The sequence below is a fragment of the Synechococcus sp. RSCCF101 genome, from assembly GCF_008807075.1.
In the GTDB taxonomy this organism is placed as follows: Bacteria; Cyanobacteriota; Cyanobacteriia; order PCC-6307; family Cyanobiaceae; genus RSCCF101.
Map to the genome: position 1 here is coordinate 300,278 of NZ_CP035632.1, position 26,521 is coordinate 326,798.

The 26,521-nt window shown below is 70.7% G+C and carries 21 protein-coding genes and 3 pseudogenes; 11 read left to right on the forward strand and 13 right to left on the reverse strand.

What is annotated here, in order from left to right; all coding sequences use genetic code 11:
• Position 1 precedes the first annotated feature (1 nt).
• Positions 2-997, reverse strand: coding sequence for a ribose-phosphate pyrophosphokinase (locus EVJ50_RS01515; protein WP_150882050.1), 996 nt, complete (start codon positions 995-997; stop codon positions 2-4).
• Between the two features lie 57 nt (positions 998-1,054).
• Here EVJ50_RS01515 and EVJ50_RS01520 point away from each other — a divergent pair, with 57 nt between their 5' ends.
• Positions 1,055-1,600, forward strand: coding sequence for a hypothetical protein (locus EVJ50_RS01520; RefSeq protein ID WP_150882051.1), 546 nt, complete (start codon positions 1,055-1,057; stop codon positions 1,598-1,600).
• 10 nt (positions 1,601-1,610) lie between these two features.
• On the opposite strand, the gene EVJ50_RS01525 is transcribed toward EVJ50_RS01520, so the two are convergent.
• The gene (locus tag EVJ50_RS01525) at positions 1,611-2,582 is read right to left on the reverse strand and encodes an LCP family protein (RefSeq protein ID WP_150882052.1); all 972 of its coding nucleotides are present in this window, start codon (positions 2,580-2,582) and stop codon (positions 1,611-1,613) included.
• Positions 2,583-2,764: 182 nt separating this feature from the next.
• On the opposite strand from EVJ50_RS01525, the gene EVJ50_RS01530 reads away from it, so the two are divergent.
• Both EVJ50_RS01530 and malQ read left to right on the forward strand, forming a co-directional pair.
• Positions 2,765-3,925 (forward strand): Coenzyme F420 hydrogenase/dehydrogenase, beta subunit C-terminal domain, encoded by a 1,161-nt coding sequence (locus tag EVJ50_RS01530; protein ID WP_225323022.1) that lies wholly within the window; start codon positions 2,765-2,767, stop codon positions 3,923-3,925.
• Positions 3,925-5,466, forward strand: coding sequence for a 4-alpha-glucanotransferase (malQ, locus tag EVJ50_RS01535; protein WP_150882054.1), 1,542 nt, complete (start codon positions 3,925-3,927; stop codon positions 5,464-5,466). The genes EVJ50_RS01530 and malQ overlap by 1 nt, the downstream gene beginning before the upstream one ends.
• Here the strand turns inward: malQ and EVJ50_RS01540 are convergent.
• Genes EVJ50_RS01540 through EVJ50_RS01555 form a run of 4 tightly spaced genes read right to left on the reverse strand, consistent with a single transcriptional unit; the run spans position 5,399 to position 8,982 of the window.
• The gene (locus EVJ50_RS01540) at positions 5,399-6,325 is read right to left on the reverse strand and encodes a RodZ family helix-turn-helix domain-containing protein (RefSeq protein ID WP_150882055.1); all 927 of its coding nucleotides are present in this window, start codon (positions 6,323-6,325) and stop codon (positions 5,399-5,401) included. The genes malQ and EVJ50_RS01540 overlap by 68 nt on opposite strands.
• A 16-nt stretch (positions 6,326-6,341) precedes the next feature.
• Positions 6,342-7,085 (reverse strand): pseudouridine synthase, encoded by a 744-nt coding sequence (locus EVJ50_RS01545; RefSeq protein WP_150882056.1) that lies wholly within the window; start codon positions 7,083-7,085, stop codon positions 6,342-6,344.
• A gap of 10 nt (positions 7,086-7,095) precedes the next feature.
• Positions 7,096-8,223, reverse strand: a complete 1,128-nt coding sequence (locus EVJ50_RS01550) for a cell wall metabolism sensor histidine kinase WalK (RefSeq protein ID WP_150882057.1) — start codon at positions 8,221-8,223, stop codon at positions 7,096-7,098.
• A 30-nt stretch (positions 8,224-8,253) separates the two neighbouring features.
• Positions 8,254-8,982: a response regulator transcription factor gene (locus EVJ50_RS01555; protein WP_370455558.1), complete on the reverse strand. Its 729-nt coding sequence runs from the start codon at positions 8,980-8,982 to the stop codon at positions 8,254-8,256.
• Positions 8,983-9,201: 219 nt separating this feature from the next.
• Here EVJ50_RS01555 and EVJ50_RS01560 point away from each other — a divergent pair, with 219 nt between their 5' ends.
• Positions 9,202-10,236, forward strand: a complete 1,035-nt coding sequence (locus EVJ50_RS01560; RefSeq protein WP_150882059.1) for an RpoD/SigA family RNA polymerase sigma factor — start codon at positions 9,202-9,204, stop codon at positions 10,234-10,236.
• 34 nt (positions 10,237-10,270) lie between these two features.
• On the opposite strand, the gene EVJ50_RS01565 is transcribed toward EVJ50_RS01560, so the two are convergent.
• Together EVJ50_RS01565 and EVJ50_RS01570 are read right to left on the reverse strand one after the other, a co-directional pair.
• Positions 10,271-10,744, reverse strand: coding sequence for a hypothetical protein (locus tag EVJ50_RS01565; protein ID WP_370455559.1), 474 nt, complete (start codon positions 10,742-10,744; stop codon positions 10,271-10,273).
• Positions 10,745-10,825: 81 nt separating this feature from the next.
• Positions 10,826-12,475 carry an AarF/ABC1/UbiB kinase family protein gene (locus tag EVJ50_RS01570; protein ID WP_150884770.1) on the reverse strand — a complete coding sequence of 550 codons (1,650 nt, stop codon included), beginning with the start codon at positions 12,473-12,475 and terminating at the stop codon, positions 10,826-10,828.
• 112 nt (positions 12,476-12,587) lie between these two features.
• On the opposite strand from EVJ50_RS01570, the gene EVJ50_RS01575 reads away from it, so the two are divergent.
• Together EVJ50_RS01575 and EVJ50_RS01580 are read left to right on the forward strand one after the other, a co-directional pair.
• Positions 12,588-14,012: an aminotransferase class I/II-fold pyridoxal phosphate-dependent enzyme gene (locus tag EVJ50_RS01575; RefSeq protein WP_150882060.1), complete on the forward strand. Its 1,425-nt coding sequence runs from the start codon at positions 12,588-12,590 to the stop codon at positions 14,010-14,012.
• 10 nt (positions 14,013-14,022) lie between these two features.
• Positions 14,023-14,945, forward strand: a pseudogene (locus tag EVJ50_RS01580) (phosphatidate cytidylyltransferase).
• 15 nt (positions 14,946-14,960) lie between these two features.
• On the opposite strand, the gene EVJ50_RS01585 reads toward EVJ50_RS01580, so the two are convergent.
• From EVJ50_RS01585 to EVJ50_RS01605, 5 genes and pseudogenes are all read right to left on the reverse strand, one after another.
• On the reverse strand, positions 14,961-15,620 hold the full coding sequence (locus EVJ50_RS01585; RefSeq protein ID WP_150882061.1) for a DUF2993 domain-containing protein: 660 nt from the start codon (positions 15,618-15,620) through the stop codon (positions 14,961-14,963).
• A complete protein-coding gene (locus tag EVJ50_RS01590; RefSeq protein WP_150882062.1) occupies positions 15,617-16,516 on the reverse strand; it encodes an alpha/beta fold hydrolase in 900 nt (299 codons plus the stop codon). The genes EVJ50_RS01585 and EVJ50_RS01590 overlap by 4 nt, the downstream gene beginning before the upstream one ends.
• Positions 16,513-17,633 (reverse strand): annotated as a pseudogene (locus EVJ50_RS01595) (iron-containing alcohol dehydrogenase family protein). The gene EVJ50_RS01590 and the pseudogene EVJ50_RS01595 overlap by 4 nt, the downstream one beginning before the upstream one ends.
• Positions 17,634-17,644: 11 nt before the next feature.
• On the reverse strand, positions 17,645-20,233 hold the full coding sequence (locus EVJ50_RS01600) for an ATP-dependent Clp protease ATP-binding subunit (protein ID WP_150882063.1): 2,589 nt from the start codon (positions 20,231-20,233) through the stop codon (positions 17,645-17,647).
• Positions 20,234-20,447: 214 nt separating this feature from the next.
• Positions 20,448-20,939, reverse strand: coding sequence for a GNAT family N-acetyltransferase (locus tag EVJ50_RS01605; protein ID WP_150882064.1), 492 nt, complete (start codon positions 20,937-20,939; stop codon positions 20,448-20,450).
• Between EVJ50_RS01605 and lysA the strand changes: the two genes are divergently transcribed.
• From lysA to EVJ50_RS01630, 5 genes and pseudogenes are all read left to right on the forward strand, one after another.
• Positions 20,938-22,302 carry a diaminopimelate decarboxylase gene (gene lysA / locus EVJ50_RS01610; RefSeq protein WP_150882065.1) on the forward strand — a complete coding sequence of 455 codons (1,365 nt, stop codon included), beginning with the start codon at positions 20,938-20,940 and terminating at the stop codon, positions 22,300-22,302. The two genes, EVJ50_RS01605 and lysA, sit on opposite strands and share 2 nt — an antisense overlap.
• Positions 22,303-22,328: 26 nt before the next feature.
• Positions 22,329-23,173: pseudogene (gene cdaA, locus EVJ50_RS01615) on the forward strand (diadenylate cyclase CdaA).
• Entirely contained in the window at positions 23,170-23,970 is an 801-nt protein-coding gene (locus EVJ50_RS01620) for an isoprenyl transferase (RefSeq protein WP_150882066.1), read from the forward strand. The pseudogene cdaA and the gene EVJ50_RS01620 overlap by 4 nt, the downstream one beginning before the upstream one ends.
• A 76-nt stretch (positions 23,971-24,046) precedes the next feature.
• Positions 24,047-25,036 carry a biotin synthase BioB gene (gene bioB / locus EVJ50_RS01625; RefSeq protein WP_150882067.1) on the forward strand — a complete coding sequence of 330 codons (990 nt, stop codon included), beginning with the start codon at positions 24,047-24,049 and terminating at the stop codon, positions 25,034-25,036.
• Positions 25,023-25,544, forward strand: a complete 522-nt coding sequence (locus tag EVJ50_RS01630) for a hypothetical protein (protein ID WP_150882068.1) — start codon at positions 25,023-25,025, stop codon at positions 25,542-25,544. Before bioB ends, EVJ50_RS01630 begins: the two co-directional genes overlap by 14 nt.
• Positions 25,545-26,521: the final 977 nt, after the last annotated feature.

Here is a 26,521-nt window from a genome sequence, read left to right on the forward strand (position 1 = left end):
CTCAGCGGAACATCGAGCTCACAGAGCTCTCCTCGTGAATGCGCCAGATGGCTTCGCCGAGCATCTTGGCCACCGAGAGCACCTTGAGCTGGGGAAAGCGGCGCTCCTCCGGCAGCGGCACGCTGTTGGTGACCAGCACCTGCTCGAACAGGCCCGGTTCCGACAGCCGCTCCATCGCCGGCGGCGAGAACACGGCGTGACTGGCGCAGGCGATCACCCGGGCCGCGCCCTCCTGACGCAGCAGCCTGGCGCCCTGGCAGATGGTGCCGCCGGTGTCGATCATGTCGTCGATCAGCACGGCGGTGCGGCCGGCCACCTCGCCGATGACCGTGAGGCTCTCGGCCACGTTGTGGCCCGAGCGCCGCTTGTCGATGATCGCCAGCGGTGCGCCGTTCATCTGCTTGGCGAAGGCCCGGGCCCGCGCCACGCCGCCCACATCCGGCGACACCACCACCAGGTCGCCGAGATCGCGGGAGCAGAGGTCATCCACCAGCACCGGCGAGCCGTAGATGTGATCGCAGGGGATGTCGAAATAGCCCTGGATCTGGGCCGAATGCAGGTCCATCGCCAGCACCCGGTCCACACCGGAGTTCACCAGCAGATTGGCCGTGAGCTTGGCGGTGATCGATTCGCGGCCCGCGGTCTTGCGGTCGGCCCGGGCATAGCCGTAGTACGGCACCACGGCGGTGATCTGGCGCGCCGAGGCCCTGCGGCAGGCGTCCACCATGATCAGCAGCTCCATCAGGTTGTCGTTGACCGGAGCGCAGGTGGGCTGGATCAGGAAGACATCGCAGCCGCGGATCGATTCCTGGATCTGCACATAGAGCTCGCCGTCCGCGAAGCGTTTGCAGACCCTCGGGCCATCGGGAACCCCCAGGTAGGCCGCGATCTCGCGTGACAGGGCCGGGTTGGCGGTGCCGCTGAACAGGCGCAGTCGCCTGGCTTCGGCGTGATGCTGCTCGTGCCCCGCCCGCTCAGAGGTGAGAAAACTGCTCACGGCCGGGGTGTCGCGCGTGCTGGACTTCGATGGTACGAGTCGCCCGCCTGAGCCTCCATGTCTGCTGACGGTGCCGCCCTGCGCCAGGTGCTGAGACCCGGGGATCTGGCACTGGTGAACGCCTGTGGTGGCGGCGCCACCGACCCCGTCGCCGGCGGGCCCCAACCTGCCGCCCTGGCAGCAGCTCTGGGGTTGCCGGCCATCGCGATCGAACGGGGCCGGGACCCGGTGCTGTGCCTGCGGGAACGGCGCGAGGCCCCCGAGGCGGCCCTGCTCTGCATCGAGGAGGACCCGGGCCGCTGGCTCGGGGCGGCCGAAGGCAGCTGGAGCCAGGCCCTGGGCGATTTCCAGCAGGCGACCGTGCTGCTGGTCGCCCCCGATGCGAGCGGCAGGATCGGTGGTGCCGCCGCCGCCAGCGCCGCTCTGCTCAGGGCCGCGGGAGTGCCGCTGATCGGTCTGGTGCAGAGCGCCGGACTCTGGGACGGCGCCTCCCGCCGGCAGGACGGGCTGCCCTGGGCGGGCCAGCTCGGTGGCGGCTCCGATGGGCTCGAGGAGCTGGCCCTGGCGCTGCGGCTGCGCTGGCAGCGCCTGCTCTCCCTCTGACGGCCGTTCCTCAGGGCCGCTTCCACAGGTCGGATCCCGGTTCACCGGCCAGTTCCCGCATGCTCACCGCCTCGCGCCGGGGCCGAAGCGGCAGGGTGGAGAACTGAACGCGCCCGCCGGAGGCCAGCGCGGCCGCCAGCAGGCTGAGGCTCTCGTTCTCGCTCAGGTTGGTGTTCACGCTCGGTTGCAGGGAGGCCACCAGGGCTGGCAGCCTGGTCGCGATGCCGGCCTGGCTCAGTTCCTCCATCAGGGCCGCCATCAGGCGCTCCTGCCGCAGGCGCCGGTCGCGTTCCTGGCCGGGGGCCTCCAGGTAACGGGCCAGATGCTCGGCCTGGCTGCCGTTGAGCCGCTGCCGTCCAGCCTGCAGATCGATCGAGAGGCCCTGGGTTTCGTCCTCGTAGGCGTAGGTCTGATCGAGCCGCAGCTCCACCCCGCCCACGGCGTCCACCAGACGCCTGAGGCTGCGGCGCGGCATCACCACGTAGCGGCTGGGCTGATCGCGGTCGAGCCCCACCAGCTCACCGGCCACGCCGGCGGCGAGGGCCGGCCCCCCCTCCCGGTAGAGGCGCCCCAGCGGCAGGATCTCGTCCTTGCCGGGGATCTGCACGGCCAGCTCCCGCGGCAGGTTCATCACCTGAAGCGGGCCGTCGGGATTGAACCGCAGCAGCAGCACCACATCGCTGTTGGCCGGGCCCTCCGGCGCGGCACCGTTGCTCACCCCATCGAGGCTGTCGGCATCGCTGCCGATCAGCAGCACGGTCAGCGGTTCGCGGGGGATCCGGCTGCGGTCGTCCCCGGCGCTGCCGGCTGTGGGAACCGGTCCCCCGCCGCCGGAGCGCATCGGCCAGAGCCGGCCCAGGGCCGCGGAGGCCAGCCAGAGCCCCAGGGCCACCGCCAGAAGCCGCAGGGCCGACCGGCCGATGCCGGATCGGCGGCGTCGGGCCGAGGAGCGAGCGGAGCCCGTCTCGCGGGCGCTGGTCATGCCCCTGCCTCGAACAGGCAGACAGTGTCGCCCATGCCCCCTCCGGCGGGCACGCAACAGACCACCGGCGGCATCCGGCGGCCAGACCTAGCTTGAGCCCTGTTCCGGATTCCCGCTGGATGGCGCGCGCCTCCTCGAGTTCCGCCGGCCAGGTCCTGGCACCCCATGAGCGGGCCAGACCCATGCCCGCCGGTGCCACCCGCCCCGCCCGCGACATCTGCAGCGACTGCGGCCTCTGCGACAGCCGCTGGGTGGCCTATGTGCGACGGGCCTGCGCCTTCCTCCATCAGGGCTTCGAGGCCATGGAGCAGGCCGCCCACGGCCGTTCCCGAGATCTCGAGAACGAGGATGAGCTCTATTTCGGTGTGTCCCGCACGATGGCCACCGCCCGGCTGCGCCAGCCGCTGGAGGGAGCCCAGTGGACCGGCATCGTCAGCCGCATCGGTGTGCGCGCCCTCGAGAGCGGCCTGGTGGATGCGGTGCTCTGCGTGCAGCAGAGTCCCGATGACCGCTTCACCCCGGTGCCGATCCTGGCCCGCACGCCGGAGCAGGTGCTGGCCGCCCGGGTGAACAAGCCCACCCTCTCGCCCAACCTCAAGGTGCTGGAGCAGCTGCCGGGCAGCGGCATCCGGCGCCTGCTGGCCATCGGTGTGGGCTGTCAGGTTCAGGCCCTGCGGGCCGTACAGAACACCCTGCCCCTGGACCAGCTCTATGTGCTCGGTCTGCCCTGCGTCGACAACGTCAGCCGCGCCGGTCTCCAGACCTTCCTCGAGAGCAGCAGCCGCTCGCCCGACACGGTGGTGCACTACGAGTTCATGCAGGACTTCCGCATCCACTTCCGCCACAGCGACGGCTCCACGGAGACGGTTCCGTTCTTCGGGCTCGACACCCCCCGGCTGAAGGACGTCTTCGCTCCCAGCTGCCTCAGCTGTTTCGACTACACCAACGCCGGCGCCGATCTGGTGGTGGGCTACATGGGCGCCGAATTCGGCCGTCAGTGGCTGGTGGTGCGCAACGGGCTGGGGGAGCAGCTGCTCGATCTGGTGCGACCCGAGCTCGACATGGCTCCGGTCACCAGCCGCGGTGACCGCCGCGCCGCCGTGCAGCAGGGCATCGATGCCTACGACAAGGCCGTGAAGCTGCCCCGCTGGCTGGCCGAGCTGGTGGGTGCGGTGGTGCAGCGCATCGGCCCGAAGGGCCTGGAATACGCCCGCTTCTCGATCGATTCCCACTTCACCCGCAACGCCCTCTGGGTGCGGCGCCACCATCCTGAGATCGCCGAACGCCACATTCCGGCCTTCGCCCAGCGGATCGTGTCCCGCTACCGCCTGCCCTCCACCTGATGGCCGCCCCGACAACTGCGCCGCGTCGCTGCGGGGTGATCCTCCATCCCACCGCGCTGCCGGGCCCCGGCGGCTGCGGCAGCTTCGGCGCCGAGGCCCATCGCTGGCTGGAGCGGCTCTCCCGCCACGGCATCGGCACCTGGCAGGTGCTGCCGCTGGCGCCGCCGGACGGCACCGGCTCGCCCTACAGCTCCCCCAGCAGCTTCGCGCTCAACCCCTGGTTCCTCGATGTGCCGGAGCTGGTGGCGCGGGGCCTGCTGGATTCGGATGCGGCGGCGGCCCTGCCGGACCCCGGCGGTGACCGGCTCGATCCAGCGGCGATGCAGCGGCGGGCCGAAGCCCTGGCGGCCGCCCTGCTTCGGGACTGGCCCCGGCAGGAGAGCCGTGATGGCCCCGCCTTCCGGCGCTGGTGCCGCCGTCATCGCTTCTGGCTCCAGGACCACTGCCGCTTCACGGTGCTGCGGCGTCGCTTCGCCGGTGCGCCGTGGTGGGAGTGGCCGGCCGATCTGGTCCGCCGTCAGCGGCCGGCCCTGGCCGAACTCGACCGCAGCGAGCACGACGCCCTTCTGGCCGAGGCGCTGGTGCAGTGGTGCCTCGATGGCCAGTGGCGCGCTGTGCGGCAGGCGGCGCAGCGACTGGGAGTGGCCATCCTCGGTGATCTGCCCTTCTACGTGGCCCACGACAGCGCCGATGTCTGGAGCGGCCGGGCCCTGTTCACCGTCCGCGACGACGGCGGTCTGGACCGGCAGAGCGGTGTGCCGCCCGACTACTTCTCCGCGACCGGCCAGCTCTGGGGCACGCCCGTGTACCGCTGGTGGGTCCACCGCCTCAGCGGCTTCCGCTGGTGGCGCCGCCGCTTTCTGCGGCAGCTGGAGCTCGTGGATCAGCTGCGCATCGATCACTTCCGTGCCCTGGCGGCCTACTGGGCCGTGCCCGGCGCCGATGCCACCGCCATGGATGGCCGCTGGGTTCCCTCGCCCGGTGGGCCCCTGCTCAATGCCCTGCGGGGCTGGCATTTCGGCGGCGGCCAGCCGCTGCCGCTGGTCGCGGAGGACCTCGGCGTGATCACCCCCGATGTGGAAGCCCTGCGGGATCGCTTCGCCCTGCCGGGGATGAAGGTGCTGCAGTTCGCCTTCGACGGCAATCCGGAGAATCCCTATCTGCCGGCCAACATCCACGGCGACCAGTGGGTCGTGTACACAGGCACCCACGACAACCCCACCTGCATCGGCTGGTGGGCCGGCCTGGATGAGCGCTGCCGGCGCCAGGTGGGTGAGGTGATCGGTGCACCGGTGCAGGCCCCCGGCTGGCAGCTGCTGGAGCTGGGGCTGCGCAGTTCCGCCCGGCTGGTGATCGTGCCCGTGCAGGATCTGCTGCATCTGGACGACCGGGCCCGCTTCAACACGCCCGGCACCTGCGAGGGCAACTGGAGCTGGCGCCTGGCGAGCAGCGAGGAGGCCCTCGAGGGGGCGATCAGGGGGCTGGGGGAGCGGGCTCGTCTGGCGGATCGTCTGCCGCCGCCGGTTCCGCTGCAGCCTTGAGCCGGTAGCGGCCGCTTTCCCCCGCAATCGGCTCGAGCGGCCGGCCGTTCCAGAGCACCCGGGGCTCCCCATCGGGCACCGGCCGGATGCTCAGCTCGGGGGCCGTCGCCCCCATCGGTCCGCCGCCCACCGAGATGGTGATCTGGCCCGGAGTCGTCAGCTCGAGCGAGAGCTCTCCCTGCAGGGGCGCCGGCGGCTGCACGGCCCGTCGGAAGCGCTCCAGCGGACCCTGCTGCTCCAGGGCCGAGAGCGGTCGCACCGGCGTCAGCGCCTCCGGCAGATCGGCCCGGGTCGCATCCGGCTGAACGCCATCCACCGGCAGGGGCAGCAGGGGCATGGGGGTGAGGGCCAGGGCGTCGGCCTGGCGGCGCAGCAGCAGGTTGAGCCCGTAGATCAGGGCCAGCGTCAGCAGGCCGTAGAGCACCGTCCCCTGCCAGGTGGTGTAGACGTCGATGGAGCCGGGCGTGAAGCGCCGCAGCCGGTCGCGCTGGCCCGTCGGGCTGGGGCCGCTGGGGCGCTCCGGCAGGGCCGCGGCGAGGCTGCCGGCCGGCAGGTCCAGCTCCCGCTCGATCAGCACCAGCATCGAGCGCAGGTAGGCCGCCTCGGGCAACCGGTCGGGCCAGCCCCGCTCCAGGGCCTCCAGCACCGGGGTGGTGATGCGGGTGCGGTGGGCCAGCTCCCGCAGGCTGAGGCCCAGCTCCTCACGCCGCTGGCGCAGCTGCGAACCCGCCTGCCGCAATCGGTCCTGCGGGTCGTTGCCGGGCGGAGCCTCCGGGCCGCCGCTGCCTGGCCTGGCCCGGCGCCACCAGCGCAGTCCACGCAGCCGGTGACCGAGGGACGACACGCGGGCACTGGGCATGGCGGGGCAGAGCGGATCAGATCTCGCCGCGGCCCTCGGGTCCGGCGAACAGCAGTGGCCATTCTCCCGGGCGGAGCGGGCGGCAGCGGCCTTCGGGCAGATCCCCCAGCTGCAGCCTGCCGATCCCCGTGCGCAGCAGGTCCAGCACCGGATGGCCGAGCAGATCGGCCGTGCGGCGGATCTGGCGGTTGCGTCCCTCGCCCATCCGCAGCTCCAGCAGGGTGGCGCTGCGGCGCTGCTCCAGCCGCTCCAGGTCCAACGGCAGCGTGCGGCGCCCGTCGAGAACCACCCCATCGCGCCAGCGCTTCAGGCAGGCGGCATCGGGGTGGCCTTCCACCCAGACGCGGTAGGTCTTGCGGTGGCCATGGCGCGGGTGGGTCAGCCGCAGGGTGAGATCGCCGTCGTTGCTGAGCAGCAGCAGCCCCCGGCTGTCGGCGTCGAGCCGCCCCACCGGATGCAGCCCCCGCCCCCGGCGCCAGGCGGGCGGCAGCAGGTCCATCACCGTGGGCCGGCCCCCCGGATCGCGGCAGCTGCTGATCACGGCGGTGGGTTTGTGCAGCATCAGGGTCAGCGGAGCGGCCGCCTCCACCAGCGGGCGACCATCCACCGTGATCCGGTCGCTGGCGGGGTCCGCCCGATCCCCCAGGCCGGCGGTGGTCCCGTTCACGCTCACCCGGCCCTGCCGCAGCCATTCCTCGGCCTGGCGCCTGGAGGCGAGACCGGCTCGGGCGATCAGCTTCTGCAGGCGCTGCGGTTCCACGGCTGGTTTCTCACAGCCCCCTGGGCAGCAGTAGTTCCAGCACCGCACCGCCCTCCGGGTGGTTGCGGGCCTGGACCCGTCCGCCGTGGGTCACGGCGATCTGCTTCACGATCGCCAGCCCCAGGCCGCTGCCGCCGCGCGCCCGGCTGGTGCCGCTGCGGGTGCGGGAGGGGTCACCCCGGTAGAAGCGCTCGAACATGTGAGCGATGTCGTGGTCGCTGAGGCCGGGGCCGCGATCGCGCACGGCGATCCGTCGCCACTGGCCGGAGCTGGCTGCCGTCACATCGATGCTGCCGCCCTCGGGTGAGTAGCGGATGGCGTTGTCCAGCAGATTCAGCAGGGCCCGGTGCAGGCGCGGGCGATCACCGGAGAGGCTCACGCCGTCGGGGTCCTTCAGGCAGAGGCTCACCGCTCGCGCCTCCGCCAGCGGTCCCACGCTGCTCCAGGCCTCCTCCACCAGAGCGCCGAGGCTGACGCTGGCGTAGCGCTCCGAGTCCAGAGGCAGGCTGTTCTCCAGGCGCGAGAGCTCCAGCAGGTCCTCCACCAGCAGGCGCAACCGGTTCAGCTCCCGCTGCAGGCGTCCCACCAGCCGGGCATCCTGCGGCCGCACCGCCATCTCCAGCTGATCGCCCACCAGCACCAGGGCGGTGAGGGGCGTCTTGAGCTCATGCGCCACGTCGCTCACCCAGCGGTCCTGCTGCTGCATCTGCGCCTCGATCGAGAGCCGGCTCTGCACCAGCACCACGCACCAGCCCTGGCCTCCGGGCACGGCCATCCCCTCCAGGGGATCCTCCGCCAGGGCCCATTCGCTCCGCTGCGGCTGCTGCCGGCGCAGAGCCGTGCCCACCAGCTCCAGCAGCAGGGACTCCGGCAGCACCTCCGCCAGCGGCCGGCCGCGCACCCGCAGGCTGCCGCTGAGTCGCAGCAGCTTCTCGGCCCTGGGATTGATGTAGCGGATGCATTGCTGTGGATCGAGGATCAACCAGCCCTGGGGTGAGGTGTCGATCCAGGCCAGCAGCTGGTCGCGTTGCAGTTCCGGATGACCCCGCCGCTTCAGGCGTCGCCTCAGGGCCGGCAGCAGCGCCGTGAGGCCGGCCCCCAGCACCAGGCCCAGCAGCAGTGGGGTCACGCCGTTCATGGACACCGTCGCCGCGGCTGGCCACCGGCCTCAGCCGAAGCGGTAGCCGAAGCCCCGCACGGTGCGGATGTGGCGCGGGTTGGAGGGATCGTCCTCCACCTTCTCCCTGAGCCAGCGCATGTGCACGTCCACCGTCTTGGTGTCACCGATGAAGTCCAGGCCCCAGACCCGCTCCAGCAGCTGGTCGCGGCTCCAGACCCGACGGGGGTGGCGCATGAACAGCTCCAGGATCCGGTACTCCTTCGGGGAGAGCTTGAGATCCCGCCCGTCCCGACTCACCCGGCACTCCTCCACGTAGAGGCAGAGGCTCTCGTGCCGCAGCACCGGCGGCGGCTGGCCCGGGTCCGGCTGCCGCTGGGAGCGCCGCAGCAGCGCCCGGCAGCGGGCCACCAGCTCCCGCAGCCCGAAGGGCTTGACCAGGTAATCGTCGGCCCCCACCTCCAGGCCAAGCACCCGGTCGGTTTCGCTGTCGCGGGCGCTCACCACCAGGATCGGCGTGGTGTTGTTGGCCCGGCGCAGGCGACGGCAGAGATCGAGCCCGCCCAGCCCGGGCAGCATCAGATCCAGCACCACCAGGTCCACCGCGCCTGAGTCCTGACGCCCCTCCAGCTGCCGCAGGGCGGTGATGCCGTCGGGGCAGCCGCTCACCTCGAACCCATCGAGGCTCAGGGCCTCGCAGATGGTCTCGCGAATCGAGTCGTCGTCCTCGACCACCAGCAGCCGGGCGGTGGAGACGGGCGAAGGGGCGACCAGCGTCACGCGTCCAGCCAGGAACATGCGGTCACATTCTGCCCGCCGGATCGGGGGCCTCCTGCCTGGATCTCGATTGCTCCGCCCGGGAGACCAGTGGTACGTTACGAAACGAAAGCGTTTCCTAAACCCCTTCGGCAGCGCCCCCGTCACAGGGCATCCCCTTCGCGCTCCAGGCCATTCAGCGCCGCGTTGCCGTTTCGTTTTCCCCCTTCCTCGACCGACCTCATGAGCAGCCGCGTCAGTCTTTCCGCCACCCCTGCAGCGAACGAACGGAAGAGCGTGCGGAGCGTGGGTTCCGCGGCCCGCAGCGCGCAGCCTCTGGATGGTGATCTGGTGCGGAGCTACCTGCGGGACATCGGCCGCGTGCCGCTGCTGACCCACGAGCAGGAGATCACGCTGGGCCGTCAGGTGCAGGAGCTGATGGCGCTGGAGGAGATGGAGCAGGAGCTGGAGATGCGCAGCGGCGAGAAGCCGACGCGGGAGCGCCTGGCCCGTGAGGCGGGACTGTCGGTGCCGATGCTGCGGCGGCGGCTGCATGCGGGCCGCCGCGCCAAGGAGCGGATGGTGTCGGCGAACCTGCGCCTGGTGGTGAGCGTGGCGAAGAAGTACACCAAGCGGAACATGGAGCTTCTGGACCTGATCCAGGAGGGAACGATCGGCCTGGTGCGTGGCGTGGAGAAGTTCGACCCGACGCGTGGCTACAAGTTCAGCACCTATGCGTACTGGTGGATCCGCCAGGGGATCACGCGGGCGATTGCGGAGAAGAGCCGCACGATCCGGCTGCCGATCCACATCACCGAGACGCTGAACAAGCTGAAGCGCGGCCAGCGTGAGCTGAGCCAGGAGCTGGGCCGGACGCCGACGGTGACGGAACTGGCGGCGTCGGTGGAGCTGCCGGAGGAGGAGGTGAAGGAGCTGATGTGCCGTGCGCGTCAGCCGGTGAGCCTGGAGATGAAGGTGGGCGACGGGGATGACACGGAGCTGCTGGAGCTGCTGAGCGGCGATGGGGAACTGCTGAGCGAGCAGGTGGATGGTGAGTGCCTGAAGGGGGACCTGCGTGCGCTGCTGGAGCAGCTGCCGGACCTGCAGGGCCGTGTGCTGAAGATGCGGTACGGGATCGACGTGGAGGAGCCGATGAGCCTCACCGGCATCGCCAAGAGCCTGCGCATGAGCCGCGACCGCACCCGCAAGCTCGAGCGTCAGGGCCTGGCCCATCTGCGCTCGCTGCCGATCGAGCTCGACGCCTACCTGGCGGCCTGACCTCCCGCCTGAGCCGGTTGCACGGGCGACCGGCTCAGAAGAACTGGTCGAAGTTGTCGAAGTCCACCGCCTGGAAGGTGCCGCTCTCCACCTGCACCATCAGCCGCTGCAGCTGAACCCAGAGGGCTCCACCGGTGAGCAGGGAGAGCAGGGAGGAGACGCTCCAGGCCGCCCCGGCAGCGAAGCCGAACACCTGCAGGGCGCCGCCGATGAACAGGCTCACCCCGATCAGGATGCCGGTGTAGCTCATCACGGTTGGCCCGGCCGCCAGGGGCAGCATGCTGTGGCGGTCCTGTTTCCAGCCTTCCAGCCGGTCCTGAATCAGCCGGGCGAAGGTCAGACCGCAGAGCACAGCCATCGCCAGGCCGACGCCGGTGAGGAAATAGGGCGGCGGATCGAACACCGCCATCTCCAGAAGGATGTCCCGGAACTCGTCGTCCTCGAGTGCCGTGTCGCTGATCACGGCGGCCGTTTCGCTCAGCACGGCAAGGGCGGACACCGGAAGCATGGACCTCTGGACAATGGCAGCCGACCCTAGGGCTGCTCTCCGCCGGTCGTCAGCCGGAGCCCCGGTGCGGACGGGCCCGGCTCAGGCCGCGGCCGAGAGGGGGTTGAGCCGCTGCAGCATGTCTTCGGCCATCTGACGCGGGGAGAAGCGCTGCCGCAGCAGCCGCAGCAGAGCCCGCAGGTCCTCGGTGTGTAGATGCCGGTCCTCACGGATCAGGCTCAGCAGCAGTCGCTGGCGCAAGCCGCGGCCGGAGGGGCCGAGCAGGAGGCGCAGCCCGGCGCCGGCCACCGGGAGCAGGTCGGGGCCGGCGTCATCGTCGGAGACCACGGCGAGCAGGTTCTCCAGACGCTCGACCCGCAGCCGGCCGCTGGGATCGAAGAGCACCTCCATCAGCTTCTCCCTCAGTTCGGCGGTGTCGCCCGCCAGCAGTCGCCGCGCCACATACGGATAGGCCACGGCGATGATCCGGAAGCTCGGATCGAGCCGCAGCGCCAGGCCCTCCTGGCTGACCACGGCCCGGATGATCAGCGCGAAGCGGGCCGGCACCCGGAATGGGTACTCGTACATCAGCTCCGAGAAGCGGTCGGTGATGGCCTTGAAGTTGAACGAGCCCACCTCATCGCCGAGGCGGCCGCCCAGCACGTCCTCCAGCGCCGGCATGATCGGCTCGAGGTCCGTGCGGGGGTTGAGGAAGCCCAGGGTCACGAAATCCTGAGCCAGGGCGCGCCAGTCGCGGTTGATCAGGTGCACCACTGCGCCGGTCAGGGTGAGTCGGTCCGCTTCGCTGATCGAATCCATCATCCCGAAGTCCACGTAGGCCACATGGCCCATGGCACCGGTGCGTCCGGGCAGGGCAAAGAGATTGCCCGGGTGGGGGTCGGCATGGAAATAGCCGAACTCCAGCAGCTGCTGCAGGCCGGAGACCACGCCGGTGCGGATCAGGGCGGCGGGGTCGAGCCGCTGGGCCTCCAACTCCTGACGATCCCGGAGCTTGGTGCCGTTGATCCAGGTGGTGGTGAGCACCCGCCGGCTCGACAGGGACCGTTCCACGCCCGGCACCGTCACGGTGGGGTCGTCGGCGAAGAGCGCGGCGAAGCGCTCGGCGTTGGCCGCCTCGAGCCGATAGTCGACCTCCTCGAACAGGCTGCGGCCGAACTCGTCGATGATGTCGCCCAGCCCGAAGCCCAGATTCAGGGGCAGGAACGGGGCCGAGATCACCCCCAGCAACCGGATGATCACCAGGTCGCGGCGGAGCTGGTCAAGCAGCTGGGGCCGCTGCACCTTCACCGCCACCCACTGCAGGTTGGGCAGCTGGGCCCGGTACACCTGGCCCAGACTCGCGGCCGCCACGGGGTGGTCCGGGAACTCGCGGAACAGGGCCGACACCGGAGCTCCCAGCTCCTCCTCGATCGTCCGCAGGGCGATGGCGTGGGGGAAGGCGGGCAGGTTGTCCTGAAGATTGGTCAGCTCATCGAGCCAGTCGCGCCGCACCAGATCGGGCCTGGTGGAGAGGGCCTGGCCCACCTTGATGAAGCAGGGCCCCAGTCCGGTGAGCGTGTTGAGGATGCGCCGGCCGAGCCGGCTGTGGACCTCCGGATCCGAGCTGGAGGCCTGGCTGATCAGCACCAGAGCCAGGGAGCTCAGCGTGCCCAGGATGGTGAGCAACCGGGCCACGAAGCGCCAGGGCCGGCGCAGCAGCCAGCGCAGATCGCGCTTCGGGTCGTAGAGCAGCCGGTCGCTGTCGGGTACGCGGGCGGAGTCCAACGGGTCGGGCGGTGCGGCTTGGACGCAGGGTGACGATCACTTCAACTTAGGAAGAACGGGAAGCTCACCAGCGCCCGCCATGGAGTTGCCGCGTCTGCTGCAGGGCCCCTGGCCGGGATCGCCGCTCCGCAGCGTCCATTCGGGCTGGGGACGGCTGGCCCTGCATCTGCCGGCCCACGGGCTCGGCCGCGGCCTGGCCCCCGCCACCCGGCGTCTGCTGCAGGGGCCGCCCGGGTCCTGGGACTGGCCCGAGCTGCCGGCCTTCGGCGGTCCCCTGATCGAGGAGGGTGCCGTGGCGGAGGTCCAGTGCCGCCTCGCCGCGCAGATGGGCGCTGAACGGTGCTGGCTCGGGGTCAATGGAGCCAGCGGACTGCTCCAGGCCGCGCTGCTGGCGATGACCCGGCCCGGGGACCGGGTGCTGCTGCCGCGGAACCTGCATCGCAGCCTGCTGCACGCCTGCCTGCTGGGGGGGCTGCGGCCGGTGCTGATGCGCCTGCCCTTCGACCGGGCCAGCGGCCTCTGGATGCCGCCCACGCTCCGGGATCTGGAGCCGGTGCTGGCCGCCGCCAGCCCCCTCGCCGCCGCGGTGCTGGTGCACCCCACCTACCAGGGCCTGGCGGCGGATCTGCGACCTCTGGTCGCGGCGCTGCAGGCCCGCGGCCTGCCGGTGCTGGTGGATGAGGCCCATGGAGCGCATTTCGCCGCAGCTCCGCGGCGGCTGCCGGAGAGCGCTCTGGCCTGCGGCGCCGATCTGGTGGTGCATTCGCTCCACAAGTCGGCCGGGGGGCTGGGCCAGACCGCGGTGCTCTGGCAGCAGGGGCCACGGGTGCAGCCGGCCACCGTGGAGCGCTCGCTGCTGTGGCTGCAGACCTCCAGCCCCAGTGCCCTGCTCCTGGCCTCGGGCGCAGCGGCGATCGAGCGGTTGCAGCAGCCCGCCGGTCGTGCAGCCCTGCAGCGCTCGCTGGAGCGGGCGGAGCGTGCCCGCGCGCAGCTGCAGCAGCGGGGCTGGCCGCTGCTGGCCAACGCCGATCCCCTGAGGCTGGTGCTGATCACGGCCCGACTGGGCTGCAGCGGGCTGGCGGCCGACGGCTGGCTGATGGAGCGCGGTGTGGTGGGCGAGCTGCCCGAGCCGGGCTGTCTCACCTTCTGTCTGGGGTTGACCCCACCCCGTGTCCTGGGGCGCCGGCTGCACCGGGCCTGGAGCGCGATGGCCGCCGCCATCGGCAGCTCCGCTCCCCTGCCCCCCTTCGAGCCGCCGCCGCTGCCGCTGGTCTGCGAACCCGAGCTGGAGCTCGGCCAAGCTGCGCGGGCGGCATCGGAGCCCGTGGCGCTGGAGGCCAGTGCCGGTCGCTGGGCTGCCGCGATGATCTGCCCCTATCCCCCCGGCATCCCCCTGCTCTGCCCCGGGGAACGGATCGACCCGGCCCGCCGCGACTGGCTGCTGGAGCAGCGCCGGCTGTGGCCGGGCCAGATCGCTGATACGGTTCAGGTTGTCAGACCCTGAGGTGCGCCGGTTGACGCAGCCGGTGCCCGTCGAGCAAACCTCCCCCAGCAGCCGCGCCGCGGTCTCCGGCAAGCGATTGAGCAGCGGCCTGGCCGCCGGCGCCTTCGGGCTGGTGGTGGTCACCCTGGGCGGTTGGTGGCTCACCGTGGCCCTGGGCGTGATCGTGCATCTGGGGCTGCTCGAGTTCTTCCGGCTGGCCCAGTTCAAGGGCATCCGTCCGGCCACCAAGACCACCCTGGTGGTCTGCCAGCTGCTGCTGTTCACCACCCAGTGGGGCAGCGGCGGCGGTCTGGCCGGTGACCTGGCCTCGGCGGTGGTGCCGCTGGCCGGAGCGGTGATCTGCGGCTGGCTGCTGCTGCAGCCGGTCACCGGCTCGATCGCCGACATCGCCGCTTCGATCTTCGGGCTGTTCTATCTGGGCTTTCTGCCCAGCCACTGGCTGCGGCTGAGGAACCTCACGGACTGGTCGCTCACGCCGGGTCTCGGCCATGACGGTCTGCTGACGCCGGGCATGGCGCTGATGCTGCTGGCCTGCCTGCAGATCGTCGCCGCCGACATCGGCTCCTACGGCATCGGGCGTCGCTTCGGGCGGCGCCCCCTCTCCCCCATCTCCCCGGGCAAGACCGTGGAGGGCGCGCTCGGGGCCTGGTCTGTGCCGTGCTGCTGGGCGTGATCGGCGGTCACCTGCTCGGCTGGGCCTGGGGCGCGGCCATGGGAGGGTGCCTCGGCGCCCTGGTGGCGCTCTTCGCCCTGGTGGGGGATCTGACCGAATCGATGATGAAGCGGGATGCCGGGGTGAAGGATTCCGGCGACGCCATTCCCGGCCACGGCGGCATTCTCGACCGGATCGACAGCTACCTGTTCACACCCGCGGTCGTGTACTACTTCGTGATCCTGGTGGTGCCCCTGAGCGAGAGGGCCGGCGGGGCCTGAGTGTCGCGCCCGGGATCACGGCGTGACCCGGGCTTCACCCTGCAGCAGCAGCTGCCCGTTCTCGATACGGGCTCCGCGGATGGTCAATCCCGGGTCGGCAGGGAAACGGGCCACGGCCGGCCCGCCCTCCTCCGTCAACACGAGTCGGCCGGCCTCGGCGGAGGGCCGCACCCGGATCCGGGGCGCGGCGCCATCGCCTGCAGCCTCCCCACGCCCCGTGAGCACCATCGCGTCCCCATCGGCCTCGAGGCCCTCCAGGCCCGGCCGCTGCAGCAGCGCCTGCCCCAGCCACTCCTGCAGCCACTGCCAGGACGGCTGCTGCAGGCTGGCCGTGAGCGCCGCCACCGGCAGAGCCACCTCCCCCTGGATGCGGAAGGGATCCCGCAGCTGCAGCGGCGAGGTGCCACTGCGCTGAATCCGCGCCTGGATGGCGTCGCCGTGCAGCTGAACCCGGCCCAGGTGGAGACCCTTGAAGATCACATCCCGGGCTGTCAGGTCCACACCGTCCAGCCGGCCGCGCAGCAGGGAGAGGGCCGAGCCATGCAGCTGCAGGTCGAGCGCTCCGCTCCGGTCGCACTGGGCCCGCACCCAGAGACGCAGCGCCCGGGCGATCAGGCTGATCCAGGGCCCGTCGCCACCGCCATCGGGGCCCGACCGGCCGGTGTCTGCGCTCATGTGGGGTCGCCGGTCGTCAGCCAGCGTTCGGCCACCAGCTGGGGGCGGTCGAGATGGGGAAGGTGCCCGCAGCGGTCCACCAGTTCGATTCTCGAGCCGAGCAGGGCCCGTGCGGCGCGCAGCTGCGGTGGCCGCAGGATGCGGTCGTTGAGGCCCCAGAGCACCTGCAGCGGCTGCCCGGGGAGGGGGTCGCCGCAGCCGGCGAAGCCACCGCTGCGGGCGAAGCGCGCCAGGGAGGCCCCCCATCCCGGCGCCTGCAGATGGAGAGAGGCCACCTCCTCCTCGGCCGGTCCCACGGCGGCGGCGGGGTCGGCGAAGGCCTGGCGGCACAGGCCCCGCCGCACCCCCGGACGGGACAGAAACCAGACGCCGAGCCGGTCGAGACCGGGAGGCAGGGGCATGGGACGGCCCGTGAGACCCGCCGGTGCCAGCAGCAGCAGACGCTCGATCCGCTCGGGACAGCGCCGGGCCAGCTCCACAGCCACCGAGCCCCCCATGGAGGCGCCGATCAGGCCCAGAGGGGCCGGTCCGATGCGGCTCTCGATCGCCGCGAGCAGGTCCACCAGGTGATCGAGCACCAACGCCGGGTTGGAGGCGGCGTCGGCCCGGCGCGGCGTGAACCCGAAGCCGTGCAGATCGGGAATCAGCAGCTGGTGGCGTTCGCTGAGCAGGGGCGCCAGGCGGCGGAATTCCAGCAGGCTGCTGTCAAATCCATGCAGCAGCAGCACTGGTGGCCCCTGGCCAAGCACCGCCACAGGCCAGCGGTCGCTCCAGTCGGGCAGCTCCCACCACTGCACGGCCGCCGCCAGATCGCGGGCCTGGGGATCGAGCAGGTGCGGGCCCCGCTGGGCGAGCACGCCTGGGTCGGGGGATGGATGCGGTGCTGCAGCGGTCATGGCCGCGCCATCGAGGTGGCACCGTGATCCAGCAGCAGGGTCTCGAGCAGGTCCTCCTCGGAGACGGGGAAGGGCAGGAGATGGAGATCGGAGCCCGGCGCGCAGGCCAGCCGGCAGATGCGCCGCCACTCCTCGGCCGGCACGTCCTGCAGTCCCAGCTGGGCCAGGCTGACGGGCAGCCCCAGGCTCTCGAAGAAGGGCAGCAGCTGCCGCTCGGCCTGGGCCGCCAGGGCGTTGTCGCCGATGCGATGCTCAAGGCGCAGCTGGATGAGCACGCCGTAGGCCACCTTCTCGCCATGCAGCCAGCGGTGGCTGGCGGGCAGGTGGGTGAGGGCGTTGTGAAGGGCATGGGCCGCCACCGTGCGGCAGCGCGCGCCGCCGAGACCTCCGATCACGCCGGCGGTGAGGGTGCTGGCTTCCACGGCCCGCACCCACGCCTCACCACCCGGCGAGCGGATGGCCTCCCGGCCATCGAGCAGCAGCTGGTCGCGCAGCACCCGGGCCTGCTGCACGGCCTGCTGGATCAGACCGTCCTGGCTGCCACCGCTGCTCACGGACGCCTCGTACCACTTGGCCATCGCATCGGCGATGCCGCTGGCGAGCGTGCGGACGGGTGCGGTGGCCAGGAGCTCGTGGTCGCAGACCAGCAGATCGGGGCAGCGATCGAGGCTCACGTCCCCGAGGAACGCTCCCTCGGGGCTGTAGAGGTTGCTCAGGGCCGTCCAGCCGGCGCAGGTGGCGGGACTCAGCGGCACTGTGATGCAGGGGAGGCCCAGGGTCTGGGCCAGCAGCTTGCCCGCGTCGAGCACCTTGCCCCCCCGGCGGCGATCACCGCATCGACCGGCGGATTCGCCGGACAGGCCACGTCACGTTCGATCCGATCGAGGTCCTGACGGCAGCAGTCGGAGAGGAGCTCAGACGGCTGCGGCGCCAGTCCCGACAAGCGAAGGTCGTTGGCCAGGGCCTGCCGGGTGGGGCGGGTGGAGGCGCTGCGACCGAGAAGCAGGGGCCGATGGCAGAGCGAGGCGATCTCGCCCAGCGCCTCCCGCCAGGCACCCGGCCCGCGCAGGACGCGGGCCGGGGCGATGGCATGGGCGATCGCCGTGGACTGGGGCATGGAGGTCGTGTTCAGACCCCGGCCCCGACCAGCTGGGGCTCGGCCGGTTGCTCCCGGCGGCGGATCACAACCTGCTTGTCGTCATCCACATCGACCACCGCATGGTCGCCCTCCTTGACCCGGCCGGAGAGGAACTCCTCGGCCAGGCTGTCCTCCAGCAGGCGCATCACGGCACGGCGCAGCGGACGGGCGCCGTAGCTGGGGTTGTACCCCTCTTCCACCAGCCGCTCCTTGAAGGCGTCGGTGACGCTGAGGCTGATGCCCTTTGCCTGCATGCGGGCGAACACTTCCACCAGCATGATCTCGGCGATGTCCTTGACTTCCTCGCGGGTGAGCTGACGGAAGACGATGATCTCGTCGAGTCGGTTGAGAAACTCCGGCCGGAAGTACTGCTTGAGTTCTTCATTGACCAGCGACCGGATGCGGTTGTACTGGGTTTCCTCGGCATCTTCACCCGAGAATTCGAAGCCGAGGCCACCACCACCTTTCTCGATCACCTTCGAACCGATGTTCGAGGTCATGATGATCAGGGTGTTCTTGAAGTCCACCGTGCGGCCCTTGGAGTCGGTCAGGCGCCCGTCCTCCAGCAGCTGCAGTAGCAGGTTGAACACATCCGGGTGGGCTTTCTCGATTTCGTCGAACAGCACAACCGTGTAGGGACGACGGCGCACCGCTTCGGTGAGCTGCCCGCCTTCGTTGAAGCCGACATAGCCCGGAGGCGAACCGATCAGCTTGCTGACGGTGTGCCGTTCCATGAATTCCGACATGTCGAGCCGGATCATGGCTTCCTCACTGCCGAAGAAATAGGACGCCAGAGACTTGGTCAGCTCGGTCTTGCCCACACCGGTCGGGCCGGAGAAGATGAAGCTCGCGATCGGACGGTTGGGGTTCTTCAGGCCCACGCGGGCGCGGCGGATCGCCTTGGACACGGCCTTCACCGCTTCGTCCTGGCCGATCAGCCGCTGGTGCAGCGTCTCCTCCATGTTGAGCAGCTTGACCGATTCGCTTTCGGTGAGCTTCTGCACTGGCACGCCGGTCCAGGAGGCCACGATGTGAGCGATGTCCTCTTCACCGACCATCGGTGAGCGGTCCGCGTGCTCGGCAGGAGTGGCGTCTCCGGCTTCCGTCAGGGATGAGGTGGCCGCCGGCAGGGCGGCCGTGGTGGTGCCGGCACCGGAGCCCGCATCGGTGGACGCGGTCGCTGTGGCATCCCCTTCGCGGCTGTTCATCAGGATCGATCGGATCTGCTCGCGCAGCTCCACCTCCTTTTCGCGCAGTTCACCGGCTTTGGTGAAGTCTTGCTCGCGAACGGCCTCTTCCTTCTGCTTCTGAATGTCCCGCAGCTGCTTGTCCACATCCTTGGCGGCGGGGGGCAGCTTGGAATTCAACAGGCGCACACGGCTTCCGGCTTCATCGATCAGATCGATCGCCTTGTCGGGGAGGAAGCGATCGCTGATGTAGCGGTCGCCCAGGGTGGCTGCAGCAATCAGGGCGTCGTCGGTGATCTTGAGTCGGTGATGCTGCTCGTAGCGCTCTCGCAGGCCCCGCAGAATCTCGATCGTGTCCTCCACGGACGGTTCACCCACGTTGACCGGCTGGAAGCGACGCTCGAGGGCCGCATCGCGCTCGATGTGTTTCCTGTACTCGTCGAGCGTCGTGGCACCGATGCACTGCAGTTCGCCGCGGGCGAGGGCGGGCTTGAGGATGTTGGCGGCATCGATGGCGCCTTCGGCGGCACCGGCACCGATCAGGGTGTGCACCTCGTCGATGACCAGGATCACGTTTCCGGCACCCCGGATTTCCTCCATGATCTTCTTGAGGCGTTCCTCGAACTCACCTCGGTATTTGGTGCCGGCCACCAGCAGGCCGATGTCGAGGGTGAGGACCCGCTTCTCCTCGAGGATGTCGGGCACGTCGCCCTGGTTGATGCGCTGGGCCAGGCCCTCGGCGATGGCGGTCTTGCCGACACCGGGTTCGCCGATGAGGACCGGGTTGTTCTTGGTGCGGCGACCGAGGATCTGGATCACCCGGTCGATCTCGCTCTGGCGGCCCACCACGGGGTCCAGCTTGGCCTCGGAGGCCATCTGAGTGAGATTGCTGCCGAACTCGTCGAGAGTCGGGGTCTTGGTCGAGCCCTTGCTCGATCCGCCGGAGGCCACTTCGGCGGTCTCGCCCAGCATGCGGATGACCTGGGTGCGCACCTTGGCCAGGTCGACGCCGAGGTTCTCCAGCACGCGGGCGGCCACGCCCTCACCCTCCCGGATCAGACCAAGCAGCAGGTGCTCGGTACCGATGTAGTTGTGACCGAGCTGGCGGGCCTCCTCCAGGGAGAGCTCCAGGACGCGCTTGGCGCGGGGGGTGAACGGAATCTCAACGGCGACGAAACCAGAGCCGCGGCCGATGATCTTCTCCACCTCGACCCGGGCGTCCTTGAGGTTGACCCCCATCGACTTGAGCACCTTCGCGGCGACGCCGGTGCCCTCACCGATCAGACCGAGGAGAATCTGCTCGGTGCCGACGAAGTTGTGACCCAGGCGGCGAGCCTCTTCCTGGGCCAGCATGATCACCTTGATGGCCTTTTCGGTAAAGCGCTCGAACATTGGCGGAGCCGCAGGCAGTGACCGACAATCTATCAGGGTTGAACGGGTGTCGGTGACGGAGCTGCTCCCGCAGTCAACGATGACGGGCGGAGTCGAGAGATCCCAGTTCTGCCAGGCGTTCTGGTCGGGTGTTTGAAACAGTCAATCGGTCACATTTCGTTCGCCAAACTGATCGGGAGGGGTGGGTATCCGAACGACTGCCTGCCGGTCCCCGTCAGTCGAGACGGCGCCAGAGGATAAGAGCGTCATCGCCGTTGCGGTAGTAGCCACGGCGACGGCCCGCCTCCCGGAACAGCAGCTCCCCGTACAGCCCCCTGGCCGCCGTGTTCCTCCCGGCCACCTCGAGCGTGGCGTGGGCGGCGCCCTCCTCCCGGGCCCGCTCGAGCAGCGCCGTGATCAGACGCCTGGCGATCCCCTGCCGGCGCCAGGCGGATCGCACCAGGACGAGGGTCAGGTGCAGCTCATCGAGCACCCGCCAGGCGGTGGCGGCCCCGAGCAGCAGCGGGTCCTCGCCGCAACGGGCTCCCAGCCGCAGGCGCCCGGTCGCCGTCAGTTCCTCGCGCCACTGGGCCTCGCTCCAGAACCCGCCCATGGCATCGGCATCCAGCGCCAGGCAGGCCGCCAGATCCTCCGGCTCAAGAGGGGCCACGCGGATGACCTCATGCACCTCTCTACATTGCTGCCACTTTGCGTGGTGATCGGGCATGCGTGCTCCGTTCGAGACCGATCTGGACGCCTCCAGCCCGAACCGTAACCTCGCCCCGATCACGGCCTGTCTGGACGACGACGGTGCCCTGATCGTGGGCGGCTGCCGCCTCAGTGACCTGGCCGAGCGCTACGGCACACCGTTGTATGTGCTGGATGAGGCCACCCTCCGGGCCGCCTGTCGCGCTTACCGGGACGGTTTTGCCCGCCATTACACCGGCGAGGCGCTGGTGCTCTACGCCTCCAAGGCCAACAGCAGCCTGGCCCTTTCGGCGGTTGTGGCCAGTGAGGGCCTGGGCCTGGATGCGGTCTCGGCCGGGGAGATGCTCACCGGCCTCGACGGCGGCGTCGATCCGGCCCGCATGGTGCTGCACGGCAACAACAAGTCCCGCGAGGAGCTCGCTCTCGCCCTCGCCCGGGGGGTGACGGTGATCGTCGACAACTGGCACGACATCGAGCTGCTCACGGCACTGGCCGCCGCGAGGCCGGCCGCATCGGTGCCCCTGATGGTGCGGCTCACCCCGGGCATCGAGTGCCACACGCACGAGTACATCCGCACCGGCCATCTCGACAGCAAGTTCGGCTTCGACCCCGATGAGTTGGAGCCCGTGCTGCGCCACCTGGCCGGGCAGCCCTGGGCCTCCGTGAGCGGAATCCACGCCCACATCGGCTCCCAGATCTTCGAGATCGAGCCGCACCGCGATCTGGCCGGGGTGCTGGCGGAGGCCCTGCGCCTGGCCCGTTCCCTGGGGCATGTCGCCACCGACCTGAACGTCGGCGGTGGCCTCGGGATCCGCTACACCGCCGCCGATGACCCCCCCAGCATCGATCGCTGGACCGAGGTGGTGGGTCGCTCCGTGGAGGAGGCCTGCCGCAGCAGGGACCTGGCGCTGCCCCGGCTGCTGTGCGAGCCGGGACGGTCCCTGGTGGCCACCGCCGGAGTCACCCTCTACAGCCTGGGCAGCCGAAAGCGCATTCCCGGGCTGCGCACCTATCTCTCCGTCGATGGCGGCATGAGCGACAACCCCCGCCCGATCACCTATCAATCCGCTTACACCGCCCTTCTGGCCGACCGCCCCACGGCCGCGGCGCAGGAGACCGTCACGCTGGCGGGCAAGCACTGCGAATCGGGCGATGTGCTGCTGCACGAGCTGGCCCTGCCCGAGCAGGGCAGCGGCGATGTGATCGTCGTGCTCAGCACGGGGGCCTACAACGCCTCGATGGCCTCCAACTACAACCGCATTCCCCGGCCGGCGGCCGTGCTGGTGCACGACGGACAGGCCGATCTGATCCAGCGGCGGGAGCGGCCGGAAGATCTGCTGCGCTACGACACCCTTCCCACCCGGCTCACAGCGGTACCCTGACCCGAGGGGTTCTGGCTGAACGAGGGGTGGTGATCTGGCGCCTGGTGGATCTGCGCCTTCTACTCGACCTCCTTCTGGCCACGTCCCTCGGGGTGGTGCTGTTCGCCCGGGTCAACGAGACCCGCACCGTCTGGCTGCTGCGGGGCTACCTCTGTCTGGTGGCGGTGGCCTGGTTCGTCCAGCGCTACGCCAACCTCCCCCTCACCTCCAAGCTCATCGATGCCCTGGTGCTGGCCTGCAGCCTCTCGCTGGCCATCCTCTGGCAGGGGAACTGCGCCGGCTGATGGAGCTGCTCGGGACCGGCAGGCTGGGGGTGCTGATCGGCAGCCGGCGCAACAGCAGCATGAGGAGCGGCACCGTGGCCCAGCTCAGCGAAGCGGCCGGCCGGCTCTCCCAGAAGCGCCGTGGCGCTCTGATCGTGGTGGACCTCGGCAGTGATCTGCGCCCGGAGGACTTCCTCAATCCCGGCGTGTCGATCGACGCCCAGCTCTCGGTCGAGCTGCTGATGAATCTGTTCGCCTCCGACACGCCCCTGCACGATGGCGCTGTGCTGGTTCAGGACAACCGCATCGTCTCCGCCGGGGTGATCCTTCCCCTCTCCCGCCAGGGGCTCAACCGCTACGGCACCCGCCATCTGGCGGCGCTCGGCATCACCGAACGCTTCGACCGCTGTCTCTGCATCGTCGTGTCGGAGGAGAGCGGCACCCTCTCGCTCGCCAATCACGGCAGCCTGCAGCGACCGATCACCCGCAGCCGCCTTCAGGATCTCCTCACCCAGCTCATCAGTGCGGCCGGGGCGACGCCGGTGCGCCAGGCCGCCCTGGCGCCGGCACGTAGCGTGACCGAGGACACGCCGGAGTCCGTCGCATGAGCCGTCTCCCGGCCCCTCCCTCCACCGATCCCGGCTCCTCCCTCTCCGGGGGCACGGAGGTGACGCCCCGCCCGGCTGATCTGGACCCGGCCCGCCTGCCGCGCCACATCGCGGTGATCATGGATGGCAATGGTCGCTGGGCCGCCCGGCGGGGTCTGCCGCGGGTGATGGGTCACAGGGCGGGCGTCGCCACCCTCAAGCGCATGGTGCGGCTCTGCAGCGACTGGGGGGTGGGTGCCCTGACCGCCTATGCCTTCTCCACCGAGAACTGGTCCCGTCCGGGGGAGGAGGTGAACTTCCTGATGACCCTCTTCGAGCGGGTGCTCAGCAGCGAGATCGACGCCCTGGTGAGTGAGGGCGTGCGCATCCGGTTCCTCGGTGATCTCGAGGCGCTGCCGGCAAGCCTGCAGAAGAGCATCGACGGGGCCACACGTCGCACCGCGACCAACAGCGGCATCCACTTCAACGTCTGCACCAACTACGGCTCGCGGCGGGAACTGGTGCGCGCCGCGCAGCGGCTGGCCCGGCGGGTCTGCAACGGGGAGCTCGATCCGGAGGCCATCAGCGAAACCGATCTGGCGGCCGAGCTCCACACCGCTGGCGAGAGCGATCCGGATCTGCTGATCCGCACCAGCGGTGAGCAGCGGCTGAGCAACTTTCTGCTCTGGCAGCTCGCCTACGCCGAGATCCACATCACCGATGTGCTCTGGCCGGATTTCGATCGGGCCTGCCTGGCGTCCGCCCTGCGGGACTACCAGGGCCGACAGCGGCGCTTCGGCGGTGTGATGACCAGCTGAGGTCCCGCACCCCGCCCGAACCACCCCTCCCCGCCGCACCGCTCCACGCCCCTCCGTTCCACGACGCTTCGTCCCGATGGTCACCAGCTCCTGCCCTCCGATCCCGCAGCGTCAATGCCACGACTGGACGCTCGAGGCCATCGAGGCGTTGCTGGACGCGCCCCTGCTCGATCTGCTCTGGCAGGCCCAGCAGGTGCATCGCGAGGCGCATCCCGAGGGCTACCGGGTGCAGCTGGCCTCCCTGTTGAGCGTGCGCACCGGCGGCTGCGAGGAGGACTGTGCCTACTGCTCCCAGTCGATCCATCACAGCAGCGATGTGACGGGCCAGCCGGCGCTCGAGGTGGAGGCGGTGCTCGAGCGGGCGCAGGCGGCCCGCCGGGCCGGGGCCCATCGCTTCTGCATGGGCTGGGCCTGGCGCCAGATTCGCGACGGAGCTCCCTTCGAGAGCATGCTCGCCATGGTGCGTGGCGTCAGGGCCCTCGGGATGGAGGCCTGCGTCACCGCCGGCATGCTCACCGAGAGCCAGGCCCGCCGCCTGGCTGAGGCCGGCCTGACGGCCTACAACCACAACCTCGACACCGGCCCCGGCCACTACGAGCGGATCACCAGCACGCGCACCTACCAGGAGCGTCTGGAGACCCTGGCCCGGGTGCGGCAGGCGGGGATCAGCCTCTGCTGCGGCGGCATCATCGGCATGGGGGAATCCCGTCGCGATCGGGCCGCCCTGCTCCAGGTGCTCGCCAGCCTCGATCCCCATCCCGAGAGCGTACCGATCAACGCCCTGGTGGCCGTTCCCGGCACCCCGCTGGAGGGGCAGCCACCGGTGGATCCGCTGGATCTGGTCCGGATGGTGGCCGTGGCCCGGATTCTGATGCCCACCAGCCGCGTGCGGCTGAGCGCCGGCCGCGATCAGCTGAGCCGGGAGGCCCAGATCCTCTGCCTCCAGGCCGGCGCCGACTCGATCTTCTACGGCGAGGCCCTGCTCACCACGGGCAACCCGGAGGTGGAGGCCGATCGCGCTCTGCTGGCGGCTGCGGGCGTCGCGGTGGACGATGCCGGCACCTGAGGAGGCCGCCACGGGCACGCTCGACCGGCTGGAGCAGGAGGCCCGGGAGCGGGGCTGGCTGCTGCGCCTGCAGGTGAACCGCCCGCTCGGGCTGCGCAGCCTGCGCCTGGTGGTGCTGCAGCCCACGGCACCCGGCCAGGCCAGGCTTCTGGGGGAGCTCAAGGCCTGGGCCTACCCCGCGCCCGCCGGCCTGCAGCTGGACACGATGCGCGTGGCCGCCAGCGCGCCGCCCGGTGTGGGCGATCTCATCTGGGCCGCCACCTTCGCCTGGAGCCTGGAGGCCACCCCCTGCCGCCGGGCCCGGCTGCTGGCCATCCGCGATGACGAGCGCCGTCACGCCCGCCTGGTGCGCTACTTCCGCCAGCGCGGCTTTCAGCCCCAGCGCTCTCTGGGAGCGGCCCTCTGGGATCTGCCTCTGCGCATGGTGTGGGGCGGTGCCGGCCTGCTGATGAGTGCCCCCTGCGATGGAGCGCTCGACCTGGCTCTGCGCCGCTGGCGGAAGGTCTGATGGTCAGCCCCACCCGCGGCCCTGAACGGCTCATCCGCATCGGCCAGTGGGCCGTGGCGCTGCTGTTCGCCTTCTTTCTGATTCAGGTGGGTGGGCAGCTGATCGCCGATCTGCCCCTGCTGCGCCCGGCGCCCGTGGCGGAGACCTTCCGCAATCTCGAGGCCGAGGAGCTGGTGCAGTCCCGGCTGCAGCCGCTGCAGCTGGAGAGCGACCGACTGCAGCGGAGCCAGGAGGATCTGGCACGCCGCATTGAGGCGGCCCAGGAGGCCTACGAGCGCGAGCGGCGCAGCTTCGAGACCTGGCGCTCGGCCCGGGCGGTCACCGAGCAGAGCCGCCAGAACCCCCAGGTGCTGGCCCGGGCCCGCCAGCTCGATGAGCAGCTCGCCGCCCAGCGCGATCTGTCGGAGGAGCAGCGCCGGCTGGCCGACGACCAGCGGGCCCTGCAGGGGCGGATCGCCCCGCTCGAGCAGGAGCTCCGCGATCTGGAGCAGTCCGCTGTGGAGCGCCATGCCCGGGCTCGGGACCGGCAGCGATGGATCGCTTTCCTGATCCGCCTCGGTTTCGCCCTGCCGCTTCTGCTGCTCTCGATCGTGGTGTTCCGCCGTCAGAGCGGCACCGAGCAGTGGCCCTTCGCCTGGGGCCTGCTGCTGTTCGGGCTCTACGTGTTCTTCATCGAACTGGTTCCCTACCTGCCCAGCTTCGGCGCCTACATCCGCTACGGCATGGGGGCCGTGCTCACGGTCCTGGGCGGCCGGGTCCTGATCCGCCGGCTGCGGCGCTATCTGGAGCGCAAGCAGCAGGAGCAGACCGCCCCCAGGAGCAGCGTCTGCGGCGCATCCGCTACGAGAGTGCCCTCCGCTCCCTCTCCCGCCACCAGTGCCCGGGGTGCGAGCGGCCCCTGCCGCGGCGCGATGGCGAGCTGCCCGATTACTGCATGCACTGCGGTCTGCAGCTGCAGACGGACTGCGGCAGCTGCG

What these genes read in the sequence shown, in the direction of transcription:
- EVJ50_RS01520 (WP_150882051.1), top strand. Translation starts at nt 1,055, where the DNA reads ATGTCTGCTGACGGTGCCGCCCTGCGCCAGGTGCTGAGACCCGGGGAT.
- EVJ50_RS01525 (WP_150882052.1), bottom strand. Translation starts at nt 2,582, where the DNA reads ATGACCAGCGCCCGCGAGACGGGCTCCGCTCGCTCCTCGGCCCGACGC.
- EVJ50_RS01530 (WP_225323022.1), top strand. Translation starts at nt 2,765, where the DNA reads ATGCCCGCCGGTGCCACCCGCCCCGCCCGCGACATCTGCAGCGACTGC.
- malQ (WP_150882054.1), top strand. Translation starts at nt 3,925, where the DNA reads ATGGCCGCCCCGACAACTGCGCCGCGTCGCTGCGGGGTGATCCTCCAT.
- EVJ50_RS01540 (WP_150882055.1), bottom strand. Translation starts at nt 6,325, where the DNA reads ATGCCCAGTGCCCGCGTGTCGTCCCTCGGTCACCGGCTGCGTGGACTG.
- EVJ50_RS01550 (WP_150882057.1), bottom strand. Translation starts at nt 8,223, where the DNA reads ATGAACGGCGTGACCCCACTGCTGCTGGGCCTGGTGCTGGGGGCCGGC.
- EVJ50_RS01560 (WP_150882059.1), top strand. Translation starts at nt 9,202, where the DNA reads ATGAGCAGCCGCGTCAGTCTTTCCGCCACCCCTGCAGCGAACGAACGG.
- EVJ50_RS01565 (WP_370455559.1), bottom strand. Translation starts at nt 10,744, where the DNA reads ATGCTTCCGGTGTCCGCCCTTGCCGTGCTGAGCGAAACGGCCGCCGTG.
- EVJ50_RS01575 (WP_150882060.1), top strand. Translation starts at nt 12,588, where the DNA reads ATGGAGTTGCCGCGTCTGCTGCAGGGCCCCTGGCCGGGATCGCCGCTC.
- EVJ50_RS01585 (WP_150882061.1), bottom strand. Translation starts at nt 15,620, where the DNA reads ATGAGCGCAGACACCGGCCGGTCGGGCCCCGATGGCGGTGGCGACGGG.
- EVJ50_RS01590 (WP_150882062.1), bottom strand. Translation starts at nt 16,516, where the DNA reads ATGACCGCTGCAGCACCGCATCCATCCCCCGACCCAGGCGTGCTCGCC.
- EVJ50_RS01600 (WP_150882063.1), bottom strand. Translation starts at nt 20,233, where the DNA reads ATGTTCGAGCGCTTTACCGAAAAGGCCATCAAGGTGATCATGCTGGCC.
- lysA (WP_150882065.1), top strand. Translation starts at nt 20,938, where the DNA reads ATGCGTGCTCCGTTCGAGACCGATCTGGACGCCTCCAGCCCGAACCGT.
- EVJ50_RS01605 (WP_150882064.1), bottom strand. Translation starts at nt 20,939, where the DNA reads ATGCCCGATCACCACGCAAAGTGGCAGCAATGTAGAGAGGTGCATGAG.
- EVJ50_RS01620 (WP_150882066.1), top strand. Translation starts at nt 23,170, where the DNA reads ATGAGCCGTCTCCCGGCCCCTCCCTCCACCGATCCCGGCTCCTCCCTC.
- bioB (WP_150882067.1), top strand. Translation starts at nt 24,047, where the DNA reads ATGGTCACCAGCTCCTGCCCTCCGATCCCGCAGCGTCAATGCCACGAC.
- EVJ50_RS01630 (WP_150882068.1), top strand. Translation starts at nt 25,023, where the DNA reads ATGCCGGCACCTGAGGAGGCCGCCACGGGCACGCTCGACCGGCTGGAG.